Annotated in this window: 18 protein-coding genes and 3 pseudogenes; 15 read left to right on the forward strand and 6 right to left on the reverse strand. The window is 68.4% G+C overall.

Annotated elements, in window-relative coordinates; all coding sequences use genetic code 11:
• Nucleotides 1-119 (reverse strand): annotated as a pseudogene (locus tag ACH4F6_RS39755) (alpha/beta hydrolase); the annotation flags it as partial.
• A gap of 168 nt (nucleotides 120-287) precedes the next feature.
• Here ACH4F6_RS39755 and ACH4F6_RS39760 point away from each other — a divergent pair.
• Nucleotides 288-869: pseudogene (locus ACH4F6_RS39760) on the forward strand (helix-turn-helix domain-containing protein).
• A gap of 45 nt (nucleotides 870-914) precedes the next feature.
• Here the strand turns inward: ACH4F6_RS39760 and ACH4F6_RS39765 are convergent.
• The gene (locus ACH4F6_RS39765) at nucleotides 915-1,118 is read right to left on the reverse strand and encodes a hypothetical protein (protein WP_397965553.1); all 204 of its coding nucleotides are present in this window, start codon (nucleotides 1,116-1,118) and stop codon (nucleotides 915-917) included.
• 165 nt (nucleotides 1,119-1,283) lie between these two features.
• Between ACH4F6_RS39765 and ACH4F6_RS39770 the strand changes: the two are divergent.
• The 3 genes and pseudogenes from ACH4F6_RS39770 to fabG all read left to right on the forward strand — a co-directional run bounded on the left by ACH4F6_RS39770 (nucleotide 1,284) and on the right by fabG (nucleotide 4,459).
• Nucleotides 1,284-2,432: pseudogene (locus tag ACH4F6_RS39770) on the forward strand (acyl-CoA dehydrogenase family protein).
• Nucleotides 2,433-2,465: 33 nt separating this feature from the next.
• Nucleotides 2,466-3,653, forward strand: a complete 1,188-nt coding sequence (locus tag ACH4F6_RS39775; protein ID WP_397965573.1) for a thiolase family protein — start codon at nucleotides 2,466-2,468, stop codon at nucleotides 3,651-3,653.
• 47 nt (nucleotides 3,654-3,700) lie between these two features.
• Nucleotides 3,701-4,459: a 3-oxoacyl-ACP reductase FabG gene (gene fabG, locus ACH4F6_RS39780; protein WP_397965554.1), complete on the forward strand. Its 759-nt coding sequence runs from the start codon at nucleotides 3,701-3,703 to the stop codon at nucleotides 4,457-4,459.
• A 140-nt stretch (nucleotides 4,460-4,599) separates the two neighbouring features.
• Here fabG and ACH4F6_RS39785 read toward each other — a convergent pair whose 3' ends face one another.
• Together ACH4F6_RS39785 and ACH4F6_RS39790 are read right to left on the reverse strand one after the other, a co-directional pair.
• The gene (locus ACH4F6_RS39785) at nucleotides 4,600-7,719 is read right to left on the reverse strand and encodes a bifunctional cytochrome P450/NADPH--P450 reductase (protein ID WP_397965555.1); all 3,120 of its coding nucleotides are present in this window, start codon (nucleotides 7,717-7,719) and stop codon (nucleotides 4,600-4,602) included.
• Nucleotides 7,720-7,934: 215 nt separating this feature from the next.
• Nucleotides 7,935-8,288, reverse strand: coding sequence for an MFS transporter (locus tag ACH4F6_RS39790; RefSeq protein WP_397965556.1), 354 nt, complete (start codon nucleotides 8,286-8,288; stop codon nucleotides 7,935-7,937).
• 122 nt (nucleotides 8,289-8,410) lie between these two features.
• Here ACH4F6_RS39790 and ACH4F6_RS39795 point away from each other — a divergent pair, with 122 nt between their 5' ends.
• The 3 genes from ACH4F6_RS39795 (at nucleotide 8,411) to ACH4F6_RS39805 (ending at nucleotide 11,262) form a co-directional block, all read left to right on the forward strand.
• Nucleotides 8,411-9,055, forward strand: a complete 645-nt coding sequence (locus tag ACH4F6_RS39795; protein ID WP_397965558.1) for a TetR/AcrR family transcriptional regulator — start codon at nucleotides 8,411-8,413, stop codon at nucleotides 9,053-9,055.
• Between the two features lie 231 nt (nucleotides 9,056-9,286).
• Nucleotides 9,287-9,766, forward strand: coding sequence for a MaoC/PaaZ C-terminal domain-containing protein (locus ACH4F6_RS39800; RefSeq protein ID WP_397965559.1), 480 nt, complete (start codon nucleotides 9,287-9,289; stop codon nucleotides 9,764-9,766).
• Nucleotides 9,767-9,897: 131 nt separating this feature from the next.
• The gene (locus ACH4F6_RS39805; protein ID WP_397965574.1) at nucleotides 9,898-11,262 is read left to right on the forward strand and encodes an NAD(P)/FAD-dependent oxidoreductase; all 1,365 of its coding nucleotides are present in this window, start codon (nucleotides 9,898-9,900) and stop codon (nucleotides 11,260-11,262) included.
• A gap of 130 nt (nucleotides 11,263-11,392) precedes the next feature.
• On the opposite strand, the gene ACH4F6_RS39810 is transcribed toward ACH4F6_RS39805, so the two are convergent.
• Nucleotides 11,393-13,066 carry a class I adenylate-forming enzyme family protein gene (locus tag ACH4F6_RS39810; protein ID WP_397965560.1) on the reverse strand — a complete coding sequence of 558 codons (1,674 nt, stop codon included), beginning with the start codon at nucleotides 13,064-13,066 and terminating at the stop codon, nucleotides 11,393-11,395.
• Nucleotides 13,067-13,179: 113 nt separating this feature from the next.
• Here ACH4F6_RS39810 and ACH4F6_RS39815 point away from each other — a divergent pair, with 113 nt between their 5' ends.
• The 8 genes from ACH4F6_RS39815 to ACH4F6_RS39850 all read left to right on the forward strand — a co-directional run bounded on the left by ACH4F6_RS39815 (nucleotide 13,180) and on the right by ACH4F6_RS39850 (nucleotide 22,457).
• Nucleotides 13,180-14,595, forward strand: coding sequence for an amidase (locus ACH4F6_RS39815; RefSeq protein ID WP_397965561.1), 1,416 nt, complete (start codon nucleotides 13,180-13,182; stop codon nucleotides 14,593-14,595).
• Between the two features lie 268 nt (nucleotides 14,596-14,863).
• A complete protein-coding gene (locus ACH4F6_RS39820) occupies nucleotides 14,864-16,441 on the forward strand; it encodes an ABC transporter substrate-binding protein (protein WP_397965562.1) in 1,578 nt (525 codons plus the stop codon).
• Entirely contained in the window at nucleotides 16,428-17,378 is a 951-nt protein-coding gene (locus tag ACH4F6_RS39825; protein WP_397965563.1) for an ABC transporter permease, read from the forward strand. Before ACH4F6_RS39820 ends, ACH4F6_RS39825 begins: the two co-directional genes overlap by 14 nt.
• The gene (locus tag ACH4F6_RS39830; RefSeq protein WP_397965564.1) at nucleotides 17,375-18,232 is read left to right on the forward strand and encodes an ABC transporter permease; all 858 of its coding nucleotides are present in this window, start codon (nucleotides 17,375-17,377) and stop codon (nucleotides 18,230-18,232) included. Before ACH4F6_RS39825 ends, ACH4F6_RS39830 begins: the two co-directional genes overlap by 4 nt.
• On the forward strand, nucleotides 18,229-19,221 hold the full coding sequence (locus tag ACH4F6_RS39835; RefSeq protein ID WP_397965566.1) for an ABC transporter ATP-binding protein: 993 nt from the start codon (nucleotides 18,229-18,231) through the stop codon (nucleotides 19,219-19,221). The genes ACH4F6_RS39830 and ACH4F6_RS39835 overlap by 4 nt, the downstream gene beginning before the upstream one ends.
• Nucleotides 19,218-20,009 (forward strand): ABC transporter ATP-binding protein, encoded by a 792-nt coding sequence (locus ACH4F6_RS39840; RefSeq protein ID WP_397965567.1) that lies wholly within the window; start codon nucleotides 19,218-19,220, stop codon nucleotides 20,007-20,009. The genes ACH4F6_RS39835 and ACH4F6_RS39840 overlap by 4 nt, the downstream gene beginning before the upstream one ends.
• A gap of 117 nt (nucleotides 20,010-20,126) precedes the next feature.
• The gene (locus ACH4F6_RS39845) at nucleotides 20,127-21,710 is read left to right on the forward strand and encodes a class I adenylate-forming enzyme family protein (RefSeq protein WP_397965569.1); all 1,584 of its coding nucleotides are present in this window, start codon (nucleotides 20,127-20,129) and stop codon (nucleotides 21,708-21,710) included.
• A gap of 159 nt (nucleotides 21,711-21,869) precedes the next feature.
• Nucleotides 21,870-22,457: a TetR/AcrR family transcriptional regulator gene (locus ACH4F6_RS39850; RefSeq protein WP_397965571.1), complete on the forward strand. Its 588-nt coding sequence runs from the start codon at nucleotides 21,870-21,872 to the stop codon at nucleotides 22,455-22,457.
• Between the two features lie 258 nt (nucleotides 22,458-22,715).
• On the opposite strand, the gene ACH4F6_RS39855 is transcribed toward ACH4F6_RS39850, so the two are convergent.
• Complete coding sequence (locus tag ACH4F6_RS39855) at nucleotides 22,716-23,396, reverse strand: CocE/NonD family hydrolase (protein ID WP_397965572.1); 681 nt, start codon at nucleotides 23,394-23,396, stop codon at nucleotides 22,716-22,718.
• Nucleotides 23,397-23,515 lie beyond the last annotated feature (119 nt).

The following is a 23,515-nucleotide window of genomic DNA, read 5'->3' on the forward strand; positions in this document are numbered from 1 at the left end:
TCGGGGAAGCCGTGGACGAGCAGGACCAGCGGGCCGGTGCCCTGCTCGACCAGGTGCAGGCGCCCGGCCGGGGCCTCGACGGTGCGGTGGCGGAGTGCCGCAGACGACTCGGGCTGCATAGGGGTTTCTCCTCGGTTTGCGGGTGAATGCAGGTACCCGTCGATCATGCGGCGCAGCGACCGTCCACCGCGATTACCCTTGCCAACCTGGCAAACTTGCAGGAGATGACGGGGGAGCGGCACGTCCGGAAGGAGGCAGAGCGGGTGACAAGCGACGATGTGGCCGACATGCTGACGGCGATGAGCCCCCGGCTGCGGGCCGCGCGCGAGCACCGCGGCTCCACGCTTACCGGCGTCAGCTGCGCGACCGGCATCTCCCCGAGCACGCTGTCCCGGATCGAGACCGGCCGGCGCAAGCCCACCCTGGAAGTGGTGCTGCAGTTGGCGAAGGAGTACGGCGTCTCTCTGGACCAGCTGGCCGGCATCGCCCCCACCACCAAGCCCCGCACATCCGCGCTCCATCGTTTCGGCGACGACAAGGCGGTGCTGCCGCTGACCCGGTACGTCGGGGGCCTGCACGCCCACAAACACGTCCTACCCGCCGTCCAGGATCCGCCCGCGCGGCCCCGGCAGGTCTCCCACCACGGCTGAGAATGGCTGTGCGTCCTGTACGGGCGGCTGTGGCTCGCACTCGGCGACCAGGACCTCGTCCTGAGTGCCGGGGACGTCGTCGAGTTCAGCACCCGCAATCCCCATGGGGTCGCAAACGCCGGCCCCGGCGGCCCGGTCGAGTACCTGATCATGTTCGGGCCGCAGGGAGAGCGCCTGCGACCGCGCACCCCGCCCGCCCCCGGACCCAGAGCCCGGTAGCAAGCAGCGAACGAACGGCCTGACGTCCCGGATACGCCCAGGATGTCAGGTCTCTTCCTCAGCGGCCTCGGAGTCGCGGAAGGGGCGCAGGCCCTGGCCGGGGCCGCTGGCCTTGATGTTGAACAGGTAGTGGCCCAGGAAGTCGATGTGCTTGTCCTTGAGCAGGAGAGAGCCTGGCGACGTCCTCGTCAGCCCCCCGCCGACCACCTCGAACCGCCGCGCCGAGGCTGCCTGCTGACCTACCCTCACTGGCTGCAGCCCGGGTTCCCCTGAGTCGGCTGAGAGCGCCAGGGCAGGTCCGCAACCGCCACCGACGCACCCCGGATGCTCGACGCCGCCGAAAGGCTTGACCGTGGCCCGGCCGAGGCCGCTACAGTCCATAAAACTTGCACTGCTAGTTTTATGGGAGGGGTCATGAACCTTGCACTGTCGGAAGAACATGAGGCGGTCCGCGCCCTCGCGGCGGAGTTCGTGGACTAGGAGATCGCCCCGCACGCCACCGCGTGGGATCGCGCCGAACAGGTCGATCCAGCCATCGTCAAAAAGCTGGGGGCTCTCGGCTTTCTCTGGCTGACCATTCCCGAGGAGTACGGGGGTGCCGAAGGCGACCACCTCGCCTACGCGCTGGTCCTGGAGGAGCTGAGCCGAGGTGACTCCGCCATGCGCGGGCTGGTGTCCGTGTCGCTCGGCCTGGTCGCCAAGTCCGTTCTGCACTGGGGGACGCCGGACCAGAAGGCGCACTGGCTCCCCCGTCTGGCCTCGGGCGACGCGCTCGGTTGCTTCGCCCTGACCGAGCCCGGTACCGGGTCGGACGCGGGCAACCTGACCACCCGGGCTGTGCGGGACGGCGATCACTGCGTGATCGCCGGCGGCAAGATGTTCATCACCAACGGCACCTGGGCCAAGGTCGCCCTGGTCTTCGCGCGCACGGGCGAGCCGGGTCACCGTGGTGTCAGCGCCTTCCTCGTGCCCACCGACACCAAAGGGCTGATCCGTACGGCGGTCCACGGCAAGCTAGGGCTGCGCGGCCAACCGACGGCGGAACTGGTCCTCGACGGCGTCCGCGTCCCGGCATCCACGATGCTCGGCCCGGAGGGCAAGGGGTTCAACGTGGCGATGTCCACGCTCGCCAAGGGCCGTATGTCGGTGGCGGCGGGCTGTGTCGGCATCGTCCAGGCCTCGCTGGACGCGGCGGTGACCTACGCCGGTCAGCGCGAGCAGTTCGGTACTCCGATCGCCTCGCACCAGCTGGTCCAGGAGATGCTCGCCGACATCAAGGTCGAACTGGACGCCGCGCGGCTGCTGGTATGGCGGGTCGCCGACCTGATCGACCGCGGCGAGCCGTTCCAGACCGAGTCATCCGTGGCCAAGCTGTACGCGTCCGAGGCCGCCGTCAAGGCCGCGAACACCGCACTCCAGGTCTTCGGCGGCTACGGCTTCATCGACGAGTACCCGGTCGGCAAGTACGTCCGTGACGCCCGGGTGATGACGCTCTACGAAGGCACCAGCCAGATCAAAAAGCTCCTCATAGGCCGCGCTCTGACCGGCGTCAACGCCTTCTGATCCCCCCGCTCGCCAGCCCTTGGAGCTATGACCATGCGCCCCGTGCACTTCGCCGCAGCCCGACGCACCCCCATCGGCCGTCTCCGTGGCGCCCTCTCCGCTGTCCGGCCCGATGACCTCACCGCCACCGCACTCCGCGCCGTCCTGGACTCGGTGCCCGCCCTCGACCCGGCCCAGATCGACGACGTCTACTGGGGCGCTGCGAACCAGTCGGGTGAGGACAACCGGAACGTCGCCAGGATGGCCGTCCTGCTGGCCGGGCTGCCGGACTCCGTCCCCGGCGCCACCCTGAACCGGCTGTGCGCCTCCGGTCTCGAGGCCGTGACCACGGCCGCCCGGACCATCGGGTGCGGCGAGGCCGACGTCGTACTCGCCGGCGGGTCGGAGTCGATGAGCCGCGCGCCCTTCGTGCTGCCCCGGCCGGACCAGGCACTCCCCCATCACCAAGAGATCCACGACACCAAGCTCGGCTGGCGCATGACCCACCCGCGCATGAAAAAACTGCACCACGTCCTGTCCATGGGCGAGACCGCCGAAGAGGTCGCCGCCCGGTACGGCGTCAGCCGCGCGGACCAGGACGTGTTCGCGCTACGCAGCCACCGGCTCGCCGCCGCGGCCCGCACGGACGGCCTGTTCGACGCCGAGACCGTCCCCGTGATCCGCCCCGACGGAACGGTCGTCGCGCACGACGAGTCGATCCGGGCCGACACCACGGCGGAGAAGCTCGCCCACCTCAAGCCCGTCTTCCGTCCCGACGGCACTGTCACCGCCGGCAACGCCTCACCGATGAACGACGGCGCGGCCGCGCTGCTGTTGGTGAGCGAGCCGATGCTGCGGGAGCTGGACCTGGAACCACTGGGCCGGTACGTGGCCGGTGCCAGTACCGGTGTCCACCCGGACGTCATGGGCATCGGTCCGGTGCCCGCCGTACGCCGGGTGCTTAGCCGTACCGGGCGCGCCCTGGCGGACATCGACACGGCGGAGTTCAACGAGGCGTTCGCCGCACAGGCGCTCGCCTGCGTCCGGGAGCTGGGTGTCGACCCCGAGCTGGTCAACCCCCAGGGCGGGGCCATCGCCCTCGGTCACCCGCTGGGCGGCTCCGGCGCCCGCATTCTCACCACCCTGCTGCACCGCATGCGCCGCACCGGCGCGGAGCACGGCCTCGCAACGATGTGCGTCGGCGTGGGCCAGGGCACCGCTGTGCTCGTCGACCGGGACTGACCGACCTCCACCCGCCCTCATCTCTTCCCTCACCTGGAGCACTGCACATGAACCGCTTTACCGACAAGGTCGCCGTGGTCACCGGGGCCGCCCAGGGCATCGGCGCAGCCACCGCGCACCGTCTCGCCGAGGAGGGCGCGACCGTCGCCGTCCTTGACCTCGACGCGGACCGGGCACTCGCCACCGCGCAGGAGATCACCGCCAAAGGCGGGAGCGCCCGCGCGTACGGCTGCGACGTCGCCGACCAGGACGACGTCGAGTCGGTGTTCACGAAGGCCGCGGCCGATTTCGACACCGTCCACGTCCTGGTCAACAACGCGGGCATTACCCGCGACGGCCTGTTCTTCAAGATGCCGCGGAACGACTGGGACGCCGTCCTCGCGGTCAACCTCACCAGCGCCTTTACCTGCGCACAGGCGGCCCAGACGTACATGGTCGGACAGCGCTACGGCAAGATCGTCTCGCTGAGTTCCCGCTCCGCACTCGGCAACCGCGGCCAGGCCAACTACGCCGCCGCCAAGGCCGGCATCCAGGGGCTCACGGCGACGCTTGCGATCGAGCTTGGCCCATATGGCATCAACGTCAACGCCGTCGCGCCCGGTTACATCGCCACTGCTATGACCGCCGCGACCGCCGAGCGCGTCGGTTCCAGCGCCGAGGAGCACCAGCGCCTGGCCGCCGAACGCACTCCGCTGCGGCGCGTCGGCCGCCCCGAGGAGGTCGCCTCCGTGGTCGCCTTCCTCGCCTCGGAGGATGCCTCCTACGTCAGCGGCCAGACCCTCTACATCAACGGCGGCGCGCGCTGACCGCGGTCGGCGCGCGCTGACCGCGGTCGGCGCGCGCCGCGCGGCCATCCGGCGGAGGCCTTTCGACCAGGGCTCTACCGCGTGCGCGCCTGCGGTGGCGGCGTGGCGTGGGCCGTCACCGCAGAAGCCAGGGCCCCGGTTTAGAAGAGGTCGGTGGCGTAGCGGCCGGCGCGGGTGAGGTCATCGAGCCATGTGGGGCCGTGGGTGATCTGGCCTATGAGCGTCAGCGTCTCCTCGACGGCCGGTCCCATGCCGCCGGCGTCACCGCACACATAGAGGTGCGCGCCGCGGTCGACAAGGTCCACTATGTCGGCGCGGCGCTGCCAGAGCCGGTGCTGCACATAGCGGATGTCCCCGTCGGGCCGGTGGGAGTAGGCGCGGTGCACCCGGAGGCGTCCGGCCTTCTCGTGGGGCGCGAGTTCGTCGGCGTAGAGGTCGTCCCAGTCGGGGCGGCGGCAGCCGAAGAACAGGACGGTCTCGCCCAGGGGTTCGCCCGCCTCAGCGCGGGCCGTGCGGGCCTGGATGAAGGCGCGGAAGGGCGCGATGCCCGAGCCCGCGGCGATCATGACGACCGGGGTGGAGTTGTCCGCGGGGGGCCGGAAGGACTCGGTCGGGGAGGCCAGTATGACGTTGAGGCGCTCACCGGGCTGCACCCGCTGGAGGTGGCTGGAGGCGGCCCCGCGATAGGTGCCGCGACCGGAGCGCGCCGGCCCTTCGACGACGGAGACGGTGAGGGCGACATCGTCCTGGACTTCGCTCGCGGAGCTGATCGAGTACTGGCGCATCCGGGGTTCCGGCAACTGATGGAGAACCCAGGCCAGATCGATCTGGCAGGAGGGGAACAGTTCCAGCAGATCCAGCAGCGACAGGCGCTTGTCCAGTACCTCGGCGGTGTGGTCGGCGCCGGCGAGGCGTTCGAGTTCGGACCGCTCCGGCGGGCACTGGGTGGTTTCCGCGAGCCGGGCGACGACGCCGGAAGTGGCGGGCGACGAGAGGTCCACGTAGCGGGTGAGGAGGTCGTCCACCCGCAGGGGGACGCCGATGGGTAGGCGTCCGGCGGGTGCCTCGGTGTCCACTTGGACGAGTCGTTCCGACGCTACGCGGAGCCGGACGAGCATGCGGGTGACCAGGCTGGGGTGGTTCTGCGGCAGTACCGACAGATAGTCGCCGGTGCGGTAGGTCATGCCTTCCGGCAGGCGTATCTCAAGGTGGCGCTTGGATCCCTTCGGGCCTCGCACCAGCTCGCGGTTTTCCAGGACGACTGCGGTCGCCGTAGCATCCGGGGCCACCGCCGCCGACGCAGTCTCGGTGACGCGATAGCGGGGGCCGGTGGGCCGGGCGGTCGGCAGACCGTAGCGTTCGGTCAACTGGTCCCACAGAGGCTGGTACCAGCGTTCGAAGTCGCCAAAGAAGTCGGTTCGGGCGTCGATCTCACCGCGCTCGCGGAGACGGGAAGCGCCGGCCTCGGCCAGGGCTTCGTCGATGACGGTGGGGACGCGCTGGTAGGTCGCGGCCCAGTCCCGGCTGCCGCAGCCCAGGACAAGGTAGTCCACGCCGGTCAGCACGGGGGCGGACCGGGTGAGCCAGTCGACGAAGCGTCCGGCATTGTCCGGCGGGGTGCCGTTGTAAGAAGAGGTGACGATGAGGACGGGGCCGTCGGTGGGCAGGTACCCGGCGTAGGCGTCCAGCGGGGCGACGGTGGTGGCCCACCCGGCGGCCTTGCCGTCGCCCGCGACGGTATGCGCCAGGCTCTCGCTGCTGCCGCCGTTGGAGCCGTAGAGCACCAGCATCGGCTTGCCATGCTTCACCTGGGGCAGCGGCCGCGACGACGCGGAGGCGGGGACCGCGGAGGCGGACGACGTGACGGGGCTGGCCGTGGGGTGGTGGCGCCGGGGGACGGCGTGGATGGCGAGGTCCTTCGGCTTGATGGTCAGCGTCTCGCCGATCTTCATCTGGTAGCCAGGGTCGGTCAGAGCGATGTCGAAGCGCTGCAGCATCATCGCGATCACCAGGGTGGCCTCCTGGAGCGCGAAGGGCCGTCCGATGCAGGCGCGGGCACCATGGCCGAAGGGCATCCAGGCGAACTCGGGGATCTGGTTCATCCGCTCCGGGGCGAACCGGTCGGGGTCGAAGTCGTTCGGGTTCTCCCATACGGCTGGGTCGCGGTGCAGGGTGGAGAGGATCACCAGAACGTGTTCGCCGGCCTTGATGCGATGGCCACCGAGTGTGGTGTCCTCGCTGGGCGCGAGCCCGAACGCGGGGGCGGTGGGATACAGCCGGAGTGTCTCGCGCAGCACCTGCCCGATGTAGCCGAGCCCTGGGAGGTCATCGAAGGTGGGGGTGCGGTCGCCGAGGAGTTCGTCGACGCTGCGGCGGGCGCGCGCCATGACCTCGGGGTGGGCGAGGAGCTGGTGGGTGGCGAAGGACAGGAGTCCGGAGGTCGTCTCGTGGCCAGCGATGAGGAAGGTGGCCAGCTGGTGACGGATGTTGTCCTCGGACAGCCGCTCACCGGTCAGGGGGTCGGCGGCGCCGAGCATGCGCCCCAGCAGGTCGTCGGGGTGGTTGGCATCGGGTGACGCGATGCGGGCGGCGACGATCTCCTCGGAGATGCGCTGCATGGTGGCGATGTCGTCGCGGTATTGACGGTTCTTGTTGAACAGAAAGGGCTGCACCGCGGGCAGCCGCTCGCCGCGTGCTCCGGCTTCGGTGAGCGCGCCGACCATGGCTTTCACGAAGTCGTGCGGCTGGTCGGAGTAGAAGGAGTTGAAGCGGACGTCGAAGGCGCACAGCGCGATCGTGTCCAGGGTGAGCCGGGTCATGTCCTCGGCCACGTCGATCGAGGCTTCGGGGCCGAACCGCGCCCAGCGGGTCATCATCTGCTCGGCGATATCGAGCATCTGCGGGAAGTAGTCCTTCATCGCTGCGGGCCCGAAGGCGGGCATCAGCAGGCGGTGCGCCTTGCCCCAGTTGGGTTCATCGTTGTATGCGGTGAACAGCCCGTCCCCGCCCAGGTCCCTGATTTGCTCCAGGGCGTCGTGCACGGCCTTGGACCACACGGGGCTGGAGCACATCTCGGCGACGAGGGCATGGTGTGAGGCGAAGATGTACCGCTTGCTGCCGAAGTTGAGGGCGAAGATGCCGCCGTACCGCTGGTGGTAGGCCTCCGCGAACTCGGGGGTCGTCTCGTGGGGTGCAGCCATGATCTCGACCATGTTGCCGACCACCGGCAGTGGCTTCGGCCCGGGCAGTGTTTCGCTCATGCTCGTTCCCTGCGTTTCCATTGTCGTTTCCTCAAGTGGGTCAGTGACCGGCTGGGCATTGTCGAACGGTGCTTGCGGAGTGCGGAGATCACGCCGCAGTGCCGTTCAGCGGGGCGAGGCCCGAGCCGCCGCGAGGGCAGCCATCCAGATGAGGGCGGCACGGCGTCGCTGCGCCGTGTCCTTGAGGGCGGCATGGATCAGGGAGGGCGTCGGCATCAGCGTCGCCGATGCCCGTCAGGGCAAGCGGTGTGAAGCACCTTCGCACTCCAGACGGACGCCGCCAGGACCCAGGCCGCGTGCAACACGGCTGAGCCACTGAGCAGCACACGCCGACGGCCGATCCGGTCGCCGAGCGAGCCCATGAGGAGCGGCAGTGCGGCCAAGAAGCCGCCATAGACGCCGATCGTCCACAGCAGCTGGAGGCTGATCGGTTCGAGGTCCTGGCTGAGCGGCGGGGCGGCCATCGATAGCACTGTCCGGTCGACGCTCACCAGGAGGGCGGGAGCGACCAGCGCGGCCAGCGCCCGCCACTGCCGTGCCCCGGCACGGCGCACCGGGTCCAAAGACATCGGGGCTCCCATCGCGCTCCTTTCGCTGCGCCGCCGGAGTCCACGCTACGTTGGCCAAACGACTTGGGCAAGTGACCAAGTCAGATGCACAAGGCAGGCGGCCAAGTGGTAAGGTCGCGCTTATGGCAGAGAGCAAGGGCGCAAAGGCTCCACGCAAGCAGGTGAGCGCCGAGGAGCGCCGCAGGCTGCTCGTAGCCGCGGCACTGCGCGTAATGAAGCGCGACGGCATCGCCGCAGCGAGCACGCGTGCGATCAGCGCCGAGGCGGACATGCCACACGGCGCGTTCCACTACTGCTTCCGCTCCAAGAAGGAGCTGTACGCGGCCCTGCTCGCCAGCGACATCGAGATCGACCTCACAGAGGCCTGGCCGGACATCCACCCGGAGATGAGCACCGAGGACAACATCCGCACCCTCCTGCACGCGTTCTGGTCCCAGATCGAAAACGACCCTGAGGGCCAGCTAGTCCTCTTCGACCTGGGCAGCCTGGCGCTCCGTGACCCCGAGCTGCAGGACCTGCCGCAGTGGGAGGAGCGCGCCGCGCTGGAGAAGGCCGCCGGATATCTGCGCAGGTTCGCGCAGGAGGCGGAACTGGAGTACTCGCAGCCCGAGGAGTGCCTCGCCGAACTGCTCCTGGCGTCACTCAACGGCATCACTTGGTCCTGGCTGTCCCACAAGGACAACGTGCGCGCACGCGAGGCCCTGGACCGTTTCGCCGGCCTCTTCGCCACCCTGACCAGCAAGCGGGCGAGCTCCACCCGGCGGTGACCCACGGCGCCGGACAGCCCGGGCCCCGAGGCTGTCGCCGTGGCGCTTAAGCCCGTACGACGCAGCGTCCGCGGCTCGTACCGCGGCACCTCGGCGCGTTTCGTAGCAGCCGGGATCAGCATCGCGCCTCATGCGGTGCGACACCCTTGTGAAATATTACGTTCGTTATATAAGGTGTGTCATACGACGTTCGTCGATGCCGATTGCCCAATTCCGGGAGAAGGAAGCCGAATGACCAACGCATCAGGCAGCGAAGACACTGGTCCGGCGCCGGCCGTGGTCGGCCAGGTGATCACCGGCGAGGCGTTCGTGGTGACCCGCGAGGACGTGGACCGCTTCGAAAGCGGTACCTGGGTCGACCGCGCCTATCCCGAGGGCGAGATCCCGGAGTTCCCCGAGACCCTCGTCGAGGGCTTCCACCTCCTCTCTCTCGTCGACTCCGTGCTCCAGTTCGCGCTCGGGGACGACCGCGGCGCGATGTGGGGACTCAACTACGGCCTGGACAAGGTCCGTTTCGTCTCCCCTGTGCACATCGGCGACCGGGTGCTGCCTACGTTCGAGACCCTCGCGGTCGAGCCCAAGGACGGCGGGTTCAAAGTGCTGCGGCGCTGCACCTTCACCGTCGAGGGCGCCGAGCGCCCGGCGATGGTCGCCGACTGGTGGGGCTACCAGCTGCCCCGTGGTGTCGTCGAGAAGTCCCGGCGCTCCTGAAACCACGTGGCCGTGGGGTGCGGGCGGAGCCGGTCCGGCCGCCCGCACCGCACGGCCATATTCCATACGAAACAGGGCACAGCGTGAAACCGCATCAGACTGCTTACGAACGCAACGCACCCGACCACCGCGTGGTCGAGCGCGCCCTCGGCGCTGCTCGGAGCGGGGTGTACTGGCTGGAAGAGGCGGGCGCGCAGACGCGGTACCCGGCACTCTCCGCCTCCACCAAGTCCGAGCTGACCGTCGTCGGCGGCGGCTACCTGGGACTGTGGACGGCGGTGAACGCCAAACGCCGCGATCCCGGCCGCCGGGTCGTCCTGTTGGAGGCCAGGACCATCGGCTGGGCGGCCTCGGGGCGCAACGGAGGCTTCTGCGAGTCCTCCATCACCCACGGCAGGGAGAACGGCCAGACGCGCTGGCCCGACGAGTACGACACCCTGCACAAGCTCGGCGCCGACAACCTCGACAGCTTCGAGCGGGACGTGAGCGACCTCGGGCTCGACTGCCACTGGCAGCGCACGGGCACCCTTTCGGTCGCCGTGGAGAAACACCAGGTCCCATGGCTGCAGAACGCCGCGCACCCGCTGGACCGTGAGGCGGTGCAGGCACAGATCAACAGTCCCCTGTTCCTCCAAGGTGCGTTCGACCCGGACTGCGCACTGGTCCACCCCGCGCGGCTGGCGCTGGAGCTCGCCCGCGTCGCCGTCACACTCGGCGTCGAGATCCACGAGCACTCGCCGGTCGTGGACATCAGGCACGACAAGGCGTCGAACACGGTCGAGGTGCGGACCGAACTGGCGACCATGCGCTCGGACCAGGTGGTCCTGGCAACCAACGTGTTCCGTTCCCTGCTGCGCCGCAACCGCCTGATGACGGTCCCGGTCTACGACTACGTCCTGCTGACCGAGCCCCTGAGCCAGGAACAACTGGCCTCCATCGGCTGGAGCGGCCGCCAGGGCCTGACGGACCTGGCGAACCAGTTCCACTACTCGCGCCTGACGCACGACAACCGCATCCTGTACGGCGGGTACGACGCCGTCTACCACGCGGGCGGGAAGATCAAGGAGGAGTACGAGGAGCGCCCCCAGAGCTTCCAGCGGCTTGCTTCGCATTTCTTCGCCACCTTCCCACAGTTGGAGGACGTCCGCTTCAGCCACCGCTGGGCCGGCGTAATCGACACGTGCACCCAGTTCACGGCGTTCTACGGCCTGTCGCACCAGGGGCGCGTTGCGCATGCCGCGGGATTCACCGGCCTGGGCGTGGGAGCGACGCGCTTCGCCGCCGATGTGCTGCTTGACCTCCTCTCGGGTGAGAAGACGCCCCTGACGGAACTGGAGATGGTGCGCAAGCGGCCTCTTCCGTTCCCGCCGGAGCCGATCACCACCATCGGTGTCAACCTCACCCGCTGGGCGCTCGACCGTGCCGACCACCGGGAGGGACGCCGGAACCTGTTCCTGCGGACGCTCGATGCGGCCGGTCTGGGCTTCGACACCTGAGCCGCGCCCTGCCACCGCGCCGGCCCGGCTTGAGGCCTGGGCGGGCGCGGTGGCAGGTTCCGGAGCATGGCAGTGGCGGGGGGGGGCCGGCCCCCCCGGGGGGGGGGGCCCCCCCGCCGCTGTCAGGTCCTCAGTCGGTCCGCCGGCCCAAGCGGTCCCAGGCGGCGTCGGTCGTGTGCCGTCCGCCCACCATCAGTTCCTTCTTGGGGATGCGCTGCGTCGGGGTCCGCGGGAACGGCTCGACCCGCTGCTCGACGTAACGCGGCACCTTCTGGCGCGTCAGCCGTTCCGCGCAGAACGCGACGAGACCGGCCGGATCGAATTCCGCGCCGGGCACCAGCTCGACGTACGCCTTGATCTCCTCGCCCATGACCTGGTCCTCAACCGGGACCACGGCGGCGTCCAGCACCGAGGGATGTCTGCGGAGGACCCCCTCGACCTCGGTCGGGGCGATGTTGATGCCGCTGCGGCGGATAAGTTCCTTGCGGCGCCCCTCGAAGTAGAAGACCCCACGGGCGTCACGGTGCATGAAGTCACCTGTGCGCAGCCAGCCGTCGTGCAGGACCTCGGCCGTGGCCGATGGGTTGCCGAGGTAACCCTCGAACACGATCTCCCCCGACAGCTCCAGCTCGCCCGACCCGGGGCCCTCAACGACCTGACCGTCTAGATCGATGAGGCGTGCCTCGATGTCGGGGAGGGGGATGCCGAGCGCCCCGGTGCCCACGAACTCGGCGGCGACGTGCGCGGGCATGCTGATGGCGGGACCGGACTCAGAGGACCCGTAGGTCTCGCTCCAGGGGAAGCCGAAGCGGCGTTCCAGTTCGGCATGGTGGTCGCGTGGGATGGCCAGCGCGGTGGCGTGCCGGATCTTGTGGTCGCGGTCGGCCGGGCCTTCGGGCCGGCCCAGCAGGAGGTTGGGCACGGAGCCGATGGTGAGGATTTCGGTGGCGCCGGACGCGCGGGCCACATCCCAGAAGCGGGAAGCACTGAACTTCCGCATCAGGACGAGGGAGTCGCCTGAGCACATGGCGGCGAACAGGTACGTCAGCGGGTCTCCGTAGTGGAGCTGGAGCGGCATCAGCATCCGCATCGGTTCCTTGGTGAGTGCCGCGCGGCGCAGATGAACATCCATGTAGCGGAGCGTCTCAACGTGCCGGCCGGCCAGGGCCTTGGGCAGACCCGTGGTGCCCGAGGTGTAGCCGATGTCGACCATGTCATCGAGGGAGGCTTCGACGTCGGCGAGCCGCAGCGGCCTGACGTCGGCGAGCAGGTGCTCGAAGCCGGAAGGTTCCGGGTCCCGCACCTCGATGACTGTCCGCAATGATGAGACGGTATCGACCAGTCCGCGCAGGACGGCATCGGACCGGTCCTCGGTGACGGCCAGCACGCAGCCGGCGTTCTCTACGGCGTACCGGGCGTCGTCGGGTCCGATCTCAGGCGAGATGGAAACGACGACACCACGGTTGGCCAGCACGGCGAGGAAAGCGATGACGTACTCGGCGCGGTTGCCCAGGGCGATCACGACCCGGTCACCCGGGGTGAGCAGCGTCGACAGATGGCCCGCCAGGCGCTCGGCGTGCTCGCGCAGTTCATGGGCGGTGAAGGCGGCTCCATCGTCAAACAGCAGCACCTGCTGGTCGCCGAACCGGTCAATGCCGCGGCTCAGGACCTGCAGCAGCGGTTCTCGGGGGCAGCCCTCCCATGTGCCCGGGAAGTCATCGGGCCAGGTCACGGGTGCCGCAGCGGGGGTGACATCGGTTTCCCGCAGCCGTGTGACGGGGGCGACGGGGTCAGTGTCAGACATGGTGTACCTCCAGTGCACAGTGGGGGTGCGCTGCACAGTACATGACTTATTGCTTGTGTTACATAACGTCAGCAACACATACTCGGTGCGTCGCAACTCACACAGGAGATCACATGTCGGATGAACTGATCTGGAAGAGTGCCGCGGAACTGGGCGAGCTCTACCGCAGCCGCGAAGTGTCGCCGGTCGAGGTGGTCGAGGCCGTCATCGACCGGATGGAGCGCGTCCAGCCGGTCCTGAACATCATGGTCACCGAGACGGCCGAGCAGGCCCGCGCGGACGCCAAGGCGGCGGAGCGGCGGTTCGCCTCCGGCGACGATCTGCCGCCGCTCTATGGCGTGCCGGTGACGGTCAAGGACTTGGCCGAGACCGCCGGGGTGCGCACCACATACGGATGCACGGCGTTCGCCGAGTACGTTCCGGACTTCGACAACATCGGCTGGGCGCGGCTGAAGGCCCAGGGGGCGATCCTCCTGGGCAAGACCACCACGCCGGAGTTCGGTCTCCTGGGCGTGGCCCAGAGCAAGCTGACCGGTGCCACCAGCACCCCATGGCGTCCCGGTTACGACGCGGGCGGCTCCTCGGCCGGCGCCGCCGCCGCGGTGGTCGCGGGCGTCGGCCCGATCGCCTGGGGGTCTGATGGTGGCGGTTCGATCCGCGTGCCGTCCTCGCTCTGCGGCGCGGTAGGCATCAAGCCGTCCATCGGGCGGGTCCCTTACATCGACTGCGAAGACGGCGACTCCACGGACGGCCCGATCGCCCGTACGGTCCTGGACGCGGCCATCGTGCTGGAGGCGACCAACGGGCACGACCCGCGTGACCGCTTCTCCGTGCAGAAGGACACGCGTGACTACGTTGAGGCGGCCCGAGCCGCCGGTGACCTGACCGGGGTGCGGGTCGCCGCCGTCCACCACCTGGGGCAGAACATTCTCGACCCGGACGTGCGCCGGCTGTTCGACGCCGCACTTGACGACCTGCGCGCGGCGGGCGCGGTGGTCGAGGAAGTGGAAATCGATCTGCCCGACACCGAGGAGTACTTCGCCCACATCAACGGCCACTCCTACCGGCAGTACACCGAGGAGCTGGAGGGAATGGGCGTCGAGCTGTGGCCCATGATCAAGCAAGTCGCGGCCGCCGCCGACGAGGTCACCGCCCGCCAGGTCAACGACGCCAACCACGCAGGCAAGACCGCGATCTACAACGCCTTCCGCACGGCCATGGCCGGTGCCGACGTCATGGTCACCCCGACCACGCCGGTGCCCGCCTTCCCGCATGGCGGCGCGCGCGGCCCGTCCGCGGTTGTCGACGGGCACCGCGTCGAGGCCCTCGGCCACCTCTGCCACATGACAACGGAGCCGCCGAGCCACGCCGGCCTGCCGGCGATCAGCGTCCCGGGCGGGTTCACCCCGCAGGGCCTGCCGATCGGGCTCCAGTTCATTGGCCACCTGTGGGCGGACGCCGACCTCATCTCCGTGGCCGCCCGGTACCAGCGGGCGACCGACTGGCACCTGCGCCGCCCCGAGATCTAGATCGCGCCACCCTCTGACCCGAGAATTCAGAGGCGAGCACAGGAATGGGTCGGACCAGCACAGCTGGTCCGACCCATTCGTCTTAACCGAAGCGAAACACGTCATGACCATTGCTGTTGTGTTGTTCCTGTTATATCTTCCGCGTTACACGAACGAGACGTGGGTCACATCAGGCGGTGCAGCACACGTCGTGCATGGAGGAGATGGCATGAAGCGAGTCCGCACATCGCGGTGGCTGACAATGGCCGCCGCAGCCCTCGCCGGCACAATGCTGGTCTCATGCAGTGGTAATGACGACAAAGATGCGCAGGTCGACGCCACGAAGCTGGTCTCGAAACTACCGGCGGGCAAAGGCACCGTCGGCACCGTCAAGTGGAACGTCTACGGCGAGCCCGACACGCTGGACCCGCGCAACGCCGTGAACTACGGCAACGGACAGATCGCACGCAACTTGTGCGAGGCCCTGTTCAAGACGGACGAGAAGTTCAACGTGACGGGGAACCTCGCCTCGTCCTACAAGCAGGTGTCGCCGACGGAGCTGAAGCTCACCATCCGGGACGGCGTGAAGTTCTGGGACGGCAAGACACTCACCGCCCAGGACGTCGCATACAGCTTGAAGCGTTCGGCCGCCGAGGACTCTGTTGTCAGCTTCGGGTTCCTGTTCGTCAAGGACATCAAGGTGACCGGCCCTATGGAGGTCACCCTGACCTTCTCCCGGCCCGACGCCAACTTCACCAGCAGTCTGGCCTCGCTCGCCGGTGTCGTCATCGAGAAGGAGTGGGCTGAGAAGACCGGCGACAAGGTCGGGACACCCACCGGCGGCCTCATGTGTACCGGCCCCTACAAGTTCGGTTCCTGGCGCTCCGGCAGCGGCATCACTATCGAGCGCAACGACGCCTACTGGAACACCGCCCTGAAGCCTCAGGTCAAGCGGGTCGACTTCTCGTTCATCTCCGACGACACCGCCCTGGCGCAGGCGCTCGACGCTGGTGAGATCGACGGCTCCTACGAGCTGCCGCCATCGACGATCGCCAAGCTCAGCAAGTCCAAGTCAGGCCGGGTGATCTTCGGGCCCTCGACCCAGAGCACGGCCCTGTCGGTCGCCAACCCGGGCACCCAATTGGAGGACCCGAACCTTCGTGAGGCGTTCCAGCGGTCTCTGGACCGCGAGTCCATCGCCAAGGTGATCTTCAGCGGCGCCGCGACCCCGAACTACACGGAGCTCACGCCGGCCACCTGGCCGAACGCCGAGCGCGAGCTGTACCAGCCCGCGTACGACAAGTGGGTCAAGACCCGGTCCTACGATCAGGCGGCGGCCAAGAAGCTGGTGGAGAAGTCGAAGTACGACGGTAGCCCACTGGTGCTGGCCGTCATGGCCGGCGACCAGACCGCCTCGCGCGTCGCCCAGTTGGTGCAGCAGCAAGCCAAGGCCGTCGGGATCACGATCAAGATCCAGTCCATGCAGGCACTCGTGTACGACCAGGCCAGTTACGACGCCAGCAAGCGCAAGGGCATCGACCTGTTGTACTCCTCCAACTTCAACTCCCGCCAGGAGCCCCTGGAGCCACTGGGCTACGACCTGCTCCCGGACCAGCCGTACAACTACACCAACTACGACAACCCGAAGGTGACCAAGCTCCTCACCGGCGCCCGGTCCTCCTTCGACCCGAAGAAGCGCGCGGAGATGATCCTGGAGGCACAGGCGATCTTCGAGCCCGAGACCGGCGTGATCAGCCTGGTGTCGAACAATACCGCCACCTTCCTCAGCAACCGCCTGACCGGTGCGATCACGTCGTTCGCCTACTGGTCGATGCCGCAGATGGGTTACCTCGGTGCTGCGAAGTAATCTCGCGCGACGGATCACCACGACGGTCGCCGGCGCCGTCGCGACCGTCCTCGTCGCATCGTTCGTGATCTTCGCTGGGCTGACCACCGCGCCGGGAGACCCGGTCGCCCAGATCCTAGGCGCCAAGGCCACCGACGAGGCCCGCGCAAGCATGCGCGTGAAGCTCGGTCTGGACGACCCGCTCCTGGAGCGATACTGGCACTGGCTGGCCGGCGCCCTCAAGGGGGACCTCGGCACCTCGCTCACCACCCGCCAGGACGTCTCCAGCCTGATCGAACCCCGGCTGCTGACCACGTTCCTCTTGGTCGTGATGGCCTCCGTGCTCATCGTCACCGTCGGTATCTCGCTCGGCGTCCTCGGCGGCGTGAGCGAGCGCGGCCGCAGTGTCGTGACGACCCTGACCGGTCTGGGCATCGCCGTGCCGGGCTTCGTCGCGGCGAACATCCTGATCGGGGTGTTCGCCGTGAAGCTGGGGTGGTTCCCCACCTTCGGCAGCGGAGACGGGCTGGGCGACAGCATCTGGCATCTCACCCTCCCCTCTATCGCCCTCTCGATCGGCTACGGCGCCTACGTCACCCAGCTGACGTCGGCCGCCGTGGCCGAGGAGGCCGAGAAGGAGTACGTCACCACGGCCCACGGGCGCGGTGTCCCCTCACGAGTGATTTTGCGTCATCACACCCTGCGCAACGCCGCGCTGCCCGTCCTGACCGCGTCGGGGCTCTCCGTCGCGGGTCTGGTCGCGGGGACGGTGGTCGTGGAGCAGATCTTCGCCGTGGACGGCATCGGCGCTCTGCTGATCCGGAGCATCACCAGCAAGGACTATCCCGTGGTCACCGCCGTGAGCATGATCATCGTGATGGCATTCGTCGTCGCGACGACGGTGATCGACCTGGTCCAGGTCGCCCTGGACCCCCGTGAAAGGGCGAAGGCCGCATGACGATCACCTGGGAGGGGGCGGTTCAAGCCTCGCGCCGCAAGTTCGGGTCGCTAGGTCAGCCCGTGCTGATGGCCTCCGGTGTCCTGGCCGGACTGATCGCGGTGCTCGCCGTGATCGGCCCGTGGATCGCGCCGTACGACGCGGACGCGACCGACGTCCTGGCGGCGAGCCAGGGGCCGAGCGCCGAGCACCTGTTCGGCACGGACTCGCTGGGGCGAGACATTCTGTCGCGCGCGTTGACCGGCGCCCGGCTGAGTTTGACGGCTCCCGCGCTCATCGTGCTGATCAGCTCGGTACTCGGCACCGGCCTGGCCATCTTCAGCGCCTGGCACGGGGGTTGGGTCGATCGGATGGTGAACCGATTCCTCAATGTCATGTTCTCGGTGCCCGGCATCCTGGTCGCCGTCCTGGCTTCGGCTGTGTTCGGCGCCGGGTTCTGGGCCCCCGTCATCGCGCTGGGAATCGTGTACATGCCGTACATGGCCCGGGTCGTGCGGAGCGTGGCGCTCAAGGAGCGCCAGCGCGCCTATGTCGAGAGTCTTCAGCTGGCGGGCATGTCGTCCTGGCGGATCTGCGTCCGCCATCTGGCGCCGAACGTCCTGCCGATCGTGGTCGCCCAGGCCACCTACGGTCTGGGCGCCGCCTTGGCGGACTTCGCCGCCGTGTCATTCCTCGGCCTGGGCATCCAGCCTCCGGCATCGGAGTGGGGGGTCATGGTCTCCGACGGCAGGTCGGAACTGCTCAATGGGGAGTTCCAGCAGACCTTCGTCGCCGGCACGTTCATCGTGGTGACGGTGATCGTCTTCAATGTGCTGGGTGCCCAGCTGTCCACTCGATCAGGAGGGCGTCGATGAGCCCGCGCTCGTTGCTCACTGTAGAAGACCTGGACATCTCGGTAAAACATCGCGGCTCCCGGCGTCCGCTCGTCCGCGATGTGCACCTGTCGGTGGGCGCCGCAGAGTCGGTGGGCCTGGTCGGGGAGTCCGGCTCGGGCAAGTCGCTGACGATCAAGGCGGCCATGCGGCTGCTGCCCCGCAACGCCGCGGTCGGTGGCTCGATCTCGTTCGACGACCAGGACGTGAACAAGCTGGGCCGGCGGGACCTCGCCCGGTTTAGGTCGCGCGATGTCGCGCTCATCCACCAGGACCCGCGCGCGCACATCAACCCCAGTCGTACGATCGCTCAGTTCATCACCGAGGGTGTCGTGCACACGGGCCTGATGAGTGAGGAGTCCGCACTGGAACAGGCGTGCGCCCTGATGCGTGACGTCGGCATCACCGACGCGGAGAAGCGACTGAGGCAGTACCCGCACCAGCTCTCCGGTGGTCTGCTCCAGCGCGTCATGATCGTGGCCACCATGCTGCCGTCACCGCGCCTGATCTTCGCCGACGAGCCGACCACGGCGCTGGACGTGACTGTCCAGTCCGACGTGATGGCGATCCTCATGGAACAGATCCGGGATCACCACATGGCGATGCTCTTCGTGACGCACGACCTGGATCTGGCCGCCGCGGTCACGGACCGGCTCGCCGTGATGTACGCGGGCACCATCGTGGAGACGGGCGACTCGCAGGACATCTGCGCGCGCCCGCTGCACCCTTACACCGCCGCACTGCTCAGGTCCCGGCCCTCGACCACCGAGGTCCGGCGGCTGACCGCCATCCCCGGACGGCCGCTCGCGGCCTACGAGGTCACCAGCGGCTGCTCCTTCACATCCCGATGTCCGTTCGCGAACGACCAGTGCCGCAACGAAGTACCGCAGCGTCGGCTGATAGAAGGCAGGACTGTCACATGTCATCGGGCCGAGGAGATCGCGGAGCCGCTGCAGGAGCAGGTGTCGTGACGGTCACCGACACGCGGGAGCCGGCTCTCGAAGTCACGGGCCTGTGCAAGACGTTCCACAGCCGCACCGGCGGCGAGCGCGCGGCCTTGATCGACGTGTCCTTCTCCATCGAGCGGGGCTCGTGCCTCGCGGTGGTAGGGGAATCCGGTTCCGGCAAGACGACGGCGGCCCGGATTGTCGCCGGCCTGGAGAGCGCCACCGCGGGCGAGATTCGGCTTCCGGAGCAGCCGGTTAAGGGGAAGAGCCGAGGCGGTGTCCAGATGGTGTTCCAGGACCCCTATGGCTCGCTCGACCCGCGCCAGGCGATCGGCACGGGGCTGCATGAGTTGCTTCGTATTCACGGTCTGCGCCGCAGGTCCGAGAGGCGGGAGCGGGTCGCCGAGCTGCTGGAGTCGGTCGGCCTCGACGAGCGGCACGCCGCGCAGTACCCGGAATCGCTCTCCGGCGGGCAGCGCCAGCGCGTGGCCATCGCCCGCGCGCTGGCGCTTGACCCGTCCCTGCTGATTCTCGACGAGGCGGTGTCAGCGCTCGACGTCAGCGTCCAGGCGCAGGTCCTCAACCTGCTCGCCGACATCCGCGAGACCACCGACATCAGCTACCTGTTCGTCTCCCACGACCTCGGTGTCGTCCGGCAGGTGAGCGAGACCTGCGTCGTCCTCGAACACGGACGCGTCGTCGAGGCCGGCCACACTGCGGACGTGCTGGACGCGCCGAAGCAGCCCTACACCCAGGCGCTCGTCGACGCGGTCCCGCGTCCCGGCTGGCGCCCGAAGCGCAGAACGGCCTGACGCCGCCGGACCAGACAGGACACCCGGTCCCCCAGCGCCAGCAGCCGGGGGACCAGGTGTCCGGCACCGGCTGTCCAGCTATTGTTTGCTTTGTTACATAACCATGGAGATATCACCGTGAGTACTTCCCTCACTGCCGAACTCACCCCACTGCACACGTCGTTGCGCGGCAAGTCGATGCCTGACGCACTCGACAAGGCCGCCGCCACCTGGCCAGACACCCTCGCGTTCCACGAGATCGAGGGCCTGCAGAGGTCCCTGACCTGGGCCGAGTTCCGGGCCGCCGTGACAGGCCTGCGCTCCGGCCTGGAGGCCGCAGGTGTGTCACCGGGCGACAAGGTGGGCGTCCTCATCACCAATCGCATCGAGTTTCCCGTCACCTGGTTCGCCGTGGTGGAGGCCGGCGCCGCGATCGTGCCGCTCAACCCGAAGTACACGACCAAGGAGATCGACTTCGTCCTCGGCGACGCGGACGCCGCCTGGCTCGTCGGCGAGGGCGCGCTGGTCGAGCCCCACGTGACGGACGGCAAGGTCGGACCGGTCGACATGGCCAGGATGGTCCTCGTCGACGGCGAGAACCTGTCCGCCCTGAGCTACGCGAAGCTCCTGCACACGCCGCCCACAAACCGTCGTACGGACATCGGCTCTCTGGAGGTCACCAATATCCAGTTCACGTCCGGCACCACGGGGCTGCCCAAAGGATGCCTGCTCACCCACGAATACTGGATGGAGCTGGGCCTCTTCGGATCGCTACTGGACGTCTCCTCGCGACGGCTCCTCGCGGACCACCCCTTCTACTACATGCAGAATCAGGCGTACTTGATGCTCGCCATCTTCAAGGGCGGCACGCTGTACATCACGCCTGGCCTGAGCCGCCGAAAGTTCATGAACTGGCTTCACGACCACCAGATCGACTTCGCCTGGATCGACGAGGACCTGCTGGAGTTCCCCACGGACCCGCGGGACACCGAGCTGGCCCTAACCAGGGCGCCAGTGGCGGGTTTGCCGGGCTGGGCCTACAAGCCCCTGCTCCAGCGCTTCGGCATCCGCGGCCGGGAGTGCTATGCCAGCACTGAGGTCGGCAACGGAACAGCCGTGCCCTACGACCGCGACGACCTGGCCGGCAACGGGTCCATGGGATTCTGCTTCCCCAACCGTGAGTCGAAAGTGGTCGACGAGCACTTCGCCGAGGTGCCGTACGGCACCGCCGGCGAACTCTGCATGCGCGGCCCGGGCATGATGCTCGGCTACCACAACCGCCCCGAGGCCAACGCCGAGCTGTTCCTGGAAGGGGGCTGGTTCCGCACCGGGGACATCGTGGTCAAGGAGGCCGACGGCCAGCACTTTTACAAGGGCCGCGTCCGGGACATGATCCGCCGCAGCGGCGAGAACATCTCCGCGGCCGAGGTCGAAGCCCAGATCGCGACGCTCGACGGGGTGTGGGACGTGGCCGTCGTGCCTGTGCCCGACCCCGCACGGGACGAGGAGGTCAAGGTCATCGTCGTACGCGAGCCCGGTTCACGGCTATCGGCGGAGGACGTCGTCGCGTGGGCGCGGGAGGGCCTCGCCGCGTTCAAGGTGCCGCGCTACGTGGAGTTCCGTGACGCGCTCCCCTACACACCGAGCGGGAAGGTACACAAGGCCGCGCTGAAGGAGGAGGCCGAGCCTCTGCACGACGGCGTCGTCGACACCAAGGCCTGACCGAGAAGCGGGGTAGGAGCACGCCGCATGCGGGGCCGTGCTCCCACCGCCATCAGCCCCTTCGTCAGCAAGGCCCGACCCGGCATATGGCGACAGCAGTCGACACCTTCCCCGTACAATGTTTGCGTTGTTGTATAACGGGTCGCCACAGGAGGCGCGGTGCCCATCTTCGTCGATCACAAGGAGCGTCGTGAGCAGATCATCACGGCGGCCACGCAGACACTGAGCGAGCTGGGCTTCGCCAAGTTCACCCTGCGCGCCGTGGGCAAGCGCCTGGGCGGCTCCGTCACCCTGGTCACGCACTATTTCCCGAACCGTGACGCGCTGCTCGACGCACTGCTCGAGCGCACTTTGTCGGAGGCCCGCGCCAAGCAGGACGAACTCATGGCGATCTCCGACCCCCATGCGAGGCTGCGCGCCACGATCGAGTATTTCCTGCCGCTCGACGAAGAGACGATGACGATCGAGCGGGCACGGGTCGCGCTCGCCAGCCATCGCGAGGTCGAACCCGCCGTCGCAGAACACATGGAGCAGATCGATCCGGGAATGCGAGCCCTGGTCCGGGTCGCCCTCGCGGAGTTCATCCCCAGCGACGAACTGGAGGAGACCGTCGATTTGATCCGCTTGTGGACCGCGGGTGTAGTGCTCACCGCCATTGAGCACCCGGACGTCTGGACCCGCGAGCGTCAACTGACCGCTATGGAGCGGTTCATGAAGCTGATGGACCTGCCGATGCTGGCGGCCTGAGACTCGACGACACCGGCTTCCGGGCCGGCACGGTCCCGACTACAGTCACTGACTGTCACTTGGGTACCCGGCTCCACGACTTCCCGCCGTGAGCGCAGCCTACGGCATGGGCCCTGACTTGTGCTCCGGGAGAACCGACTTGAAATTTCGGGAGGCCTCGGCCTGGCGGACACCGCCGACGACTGACCGACCGAGGGCCACCGCCTTGGTGCAGGGCCCTTCTGGTGGATCTGCGGGGCGTCGCGACGCCACACCCGTTCAGCTGACGCTGCCCAGGCGTCCGCCGCGGGTGAAGAGGCGCAGCAGCGACGGCCGCTCCCGGTCCGAGTGGAGGGTTTGCCGCACCAGCGTGGTGGCTCCGAGGTTCCAGAGGTCGCCGTCTGTTCCCCGGTGGACGGCATATAGCGGGAAGCAGGAGGCGCTGACCGCGAGCCGCAGCGCGTGGCCCTGCCGCAGGAGGTAGGCGGTGTCGCCCAGGTCTACCTCAGCTCTGATCTGCCCGGACCGGGTAGGCGCGACCGCGGCGCCCTCGACGATCAGACGGGCCCGCCCCGATGGGTAGACGTCGAGAAGGCGCGTGACGACATGTGTCCTGCTGGTCGGCGCTTCTACCTGGAGTTCGGCCGTGACGTGCCCGACGATCTCAACGGAGGTCTCCTGCGCTTGTGAGGTGAACGTGGCGACATCTTCGCGGTCGTACACGACGCTCTCGTCGGGCAGGTCGGCGCACTGCCTCCATTCGGACCTGACGAGCCAGGGAACCGGGTGCGTCGGATCGTGGATCCACGACACCGCGGCCGGCCCAGACACGGCCCCCCGCGCCAGCGAGCCTCCCTCCCGTGAGCCGATCGCCTGATCGAGGCGGCCGAGCTGGAGCAGAACTTCCGCGGTGTCGCCGGGCGCCCATCGGTCGGCCACCCGCCAAACGGAGTTGGCCACCTCTTGATATCCTCGCCGCCCTTAAGACCGTGTCCTACATGGTCAGTTGGTCGTTCGACTGGTTATGGGGAGTGGGCGGTGGGGATGGATCGTGCCGGATGGCCTGTGGGAGATCGCCA

This window comes from Streptomyces sp. NPDC017936 (genome assembly GCF_044328485.1).
GTDB lineage: Bacteria > Actinomycetota > Actinomycetes > Streptomycetales > Streptomycetaceae > Streptomyces.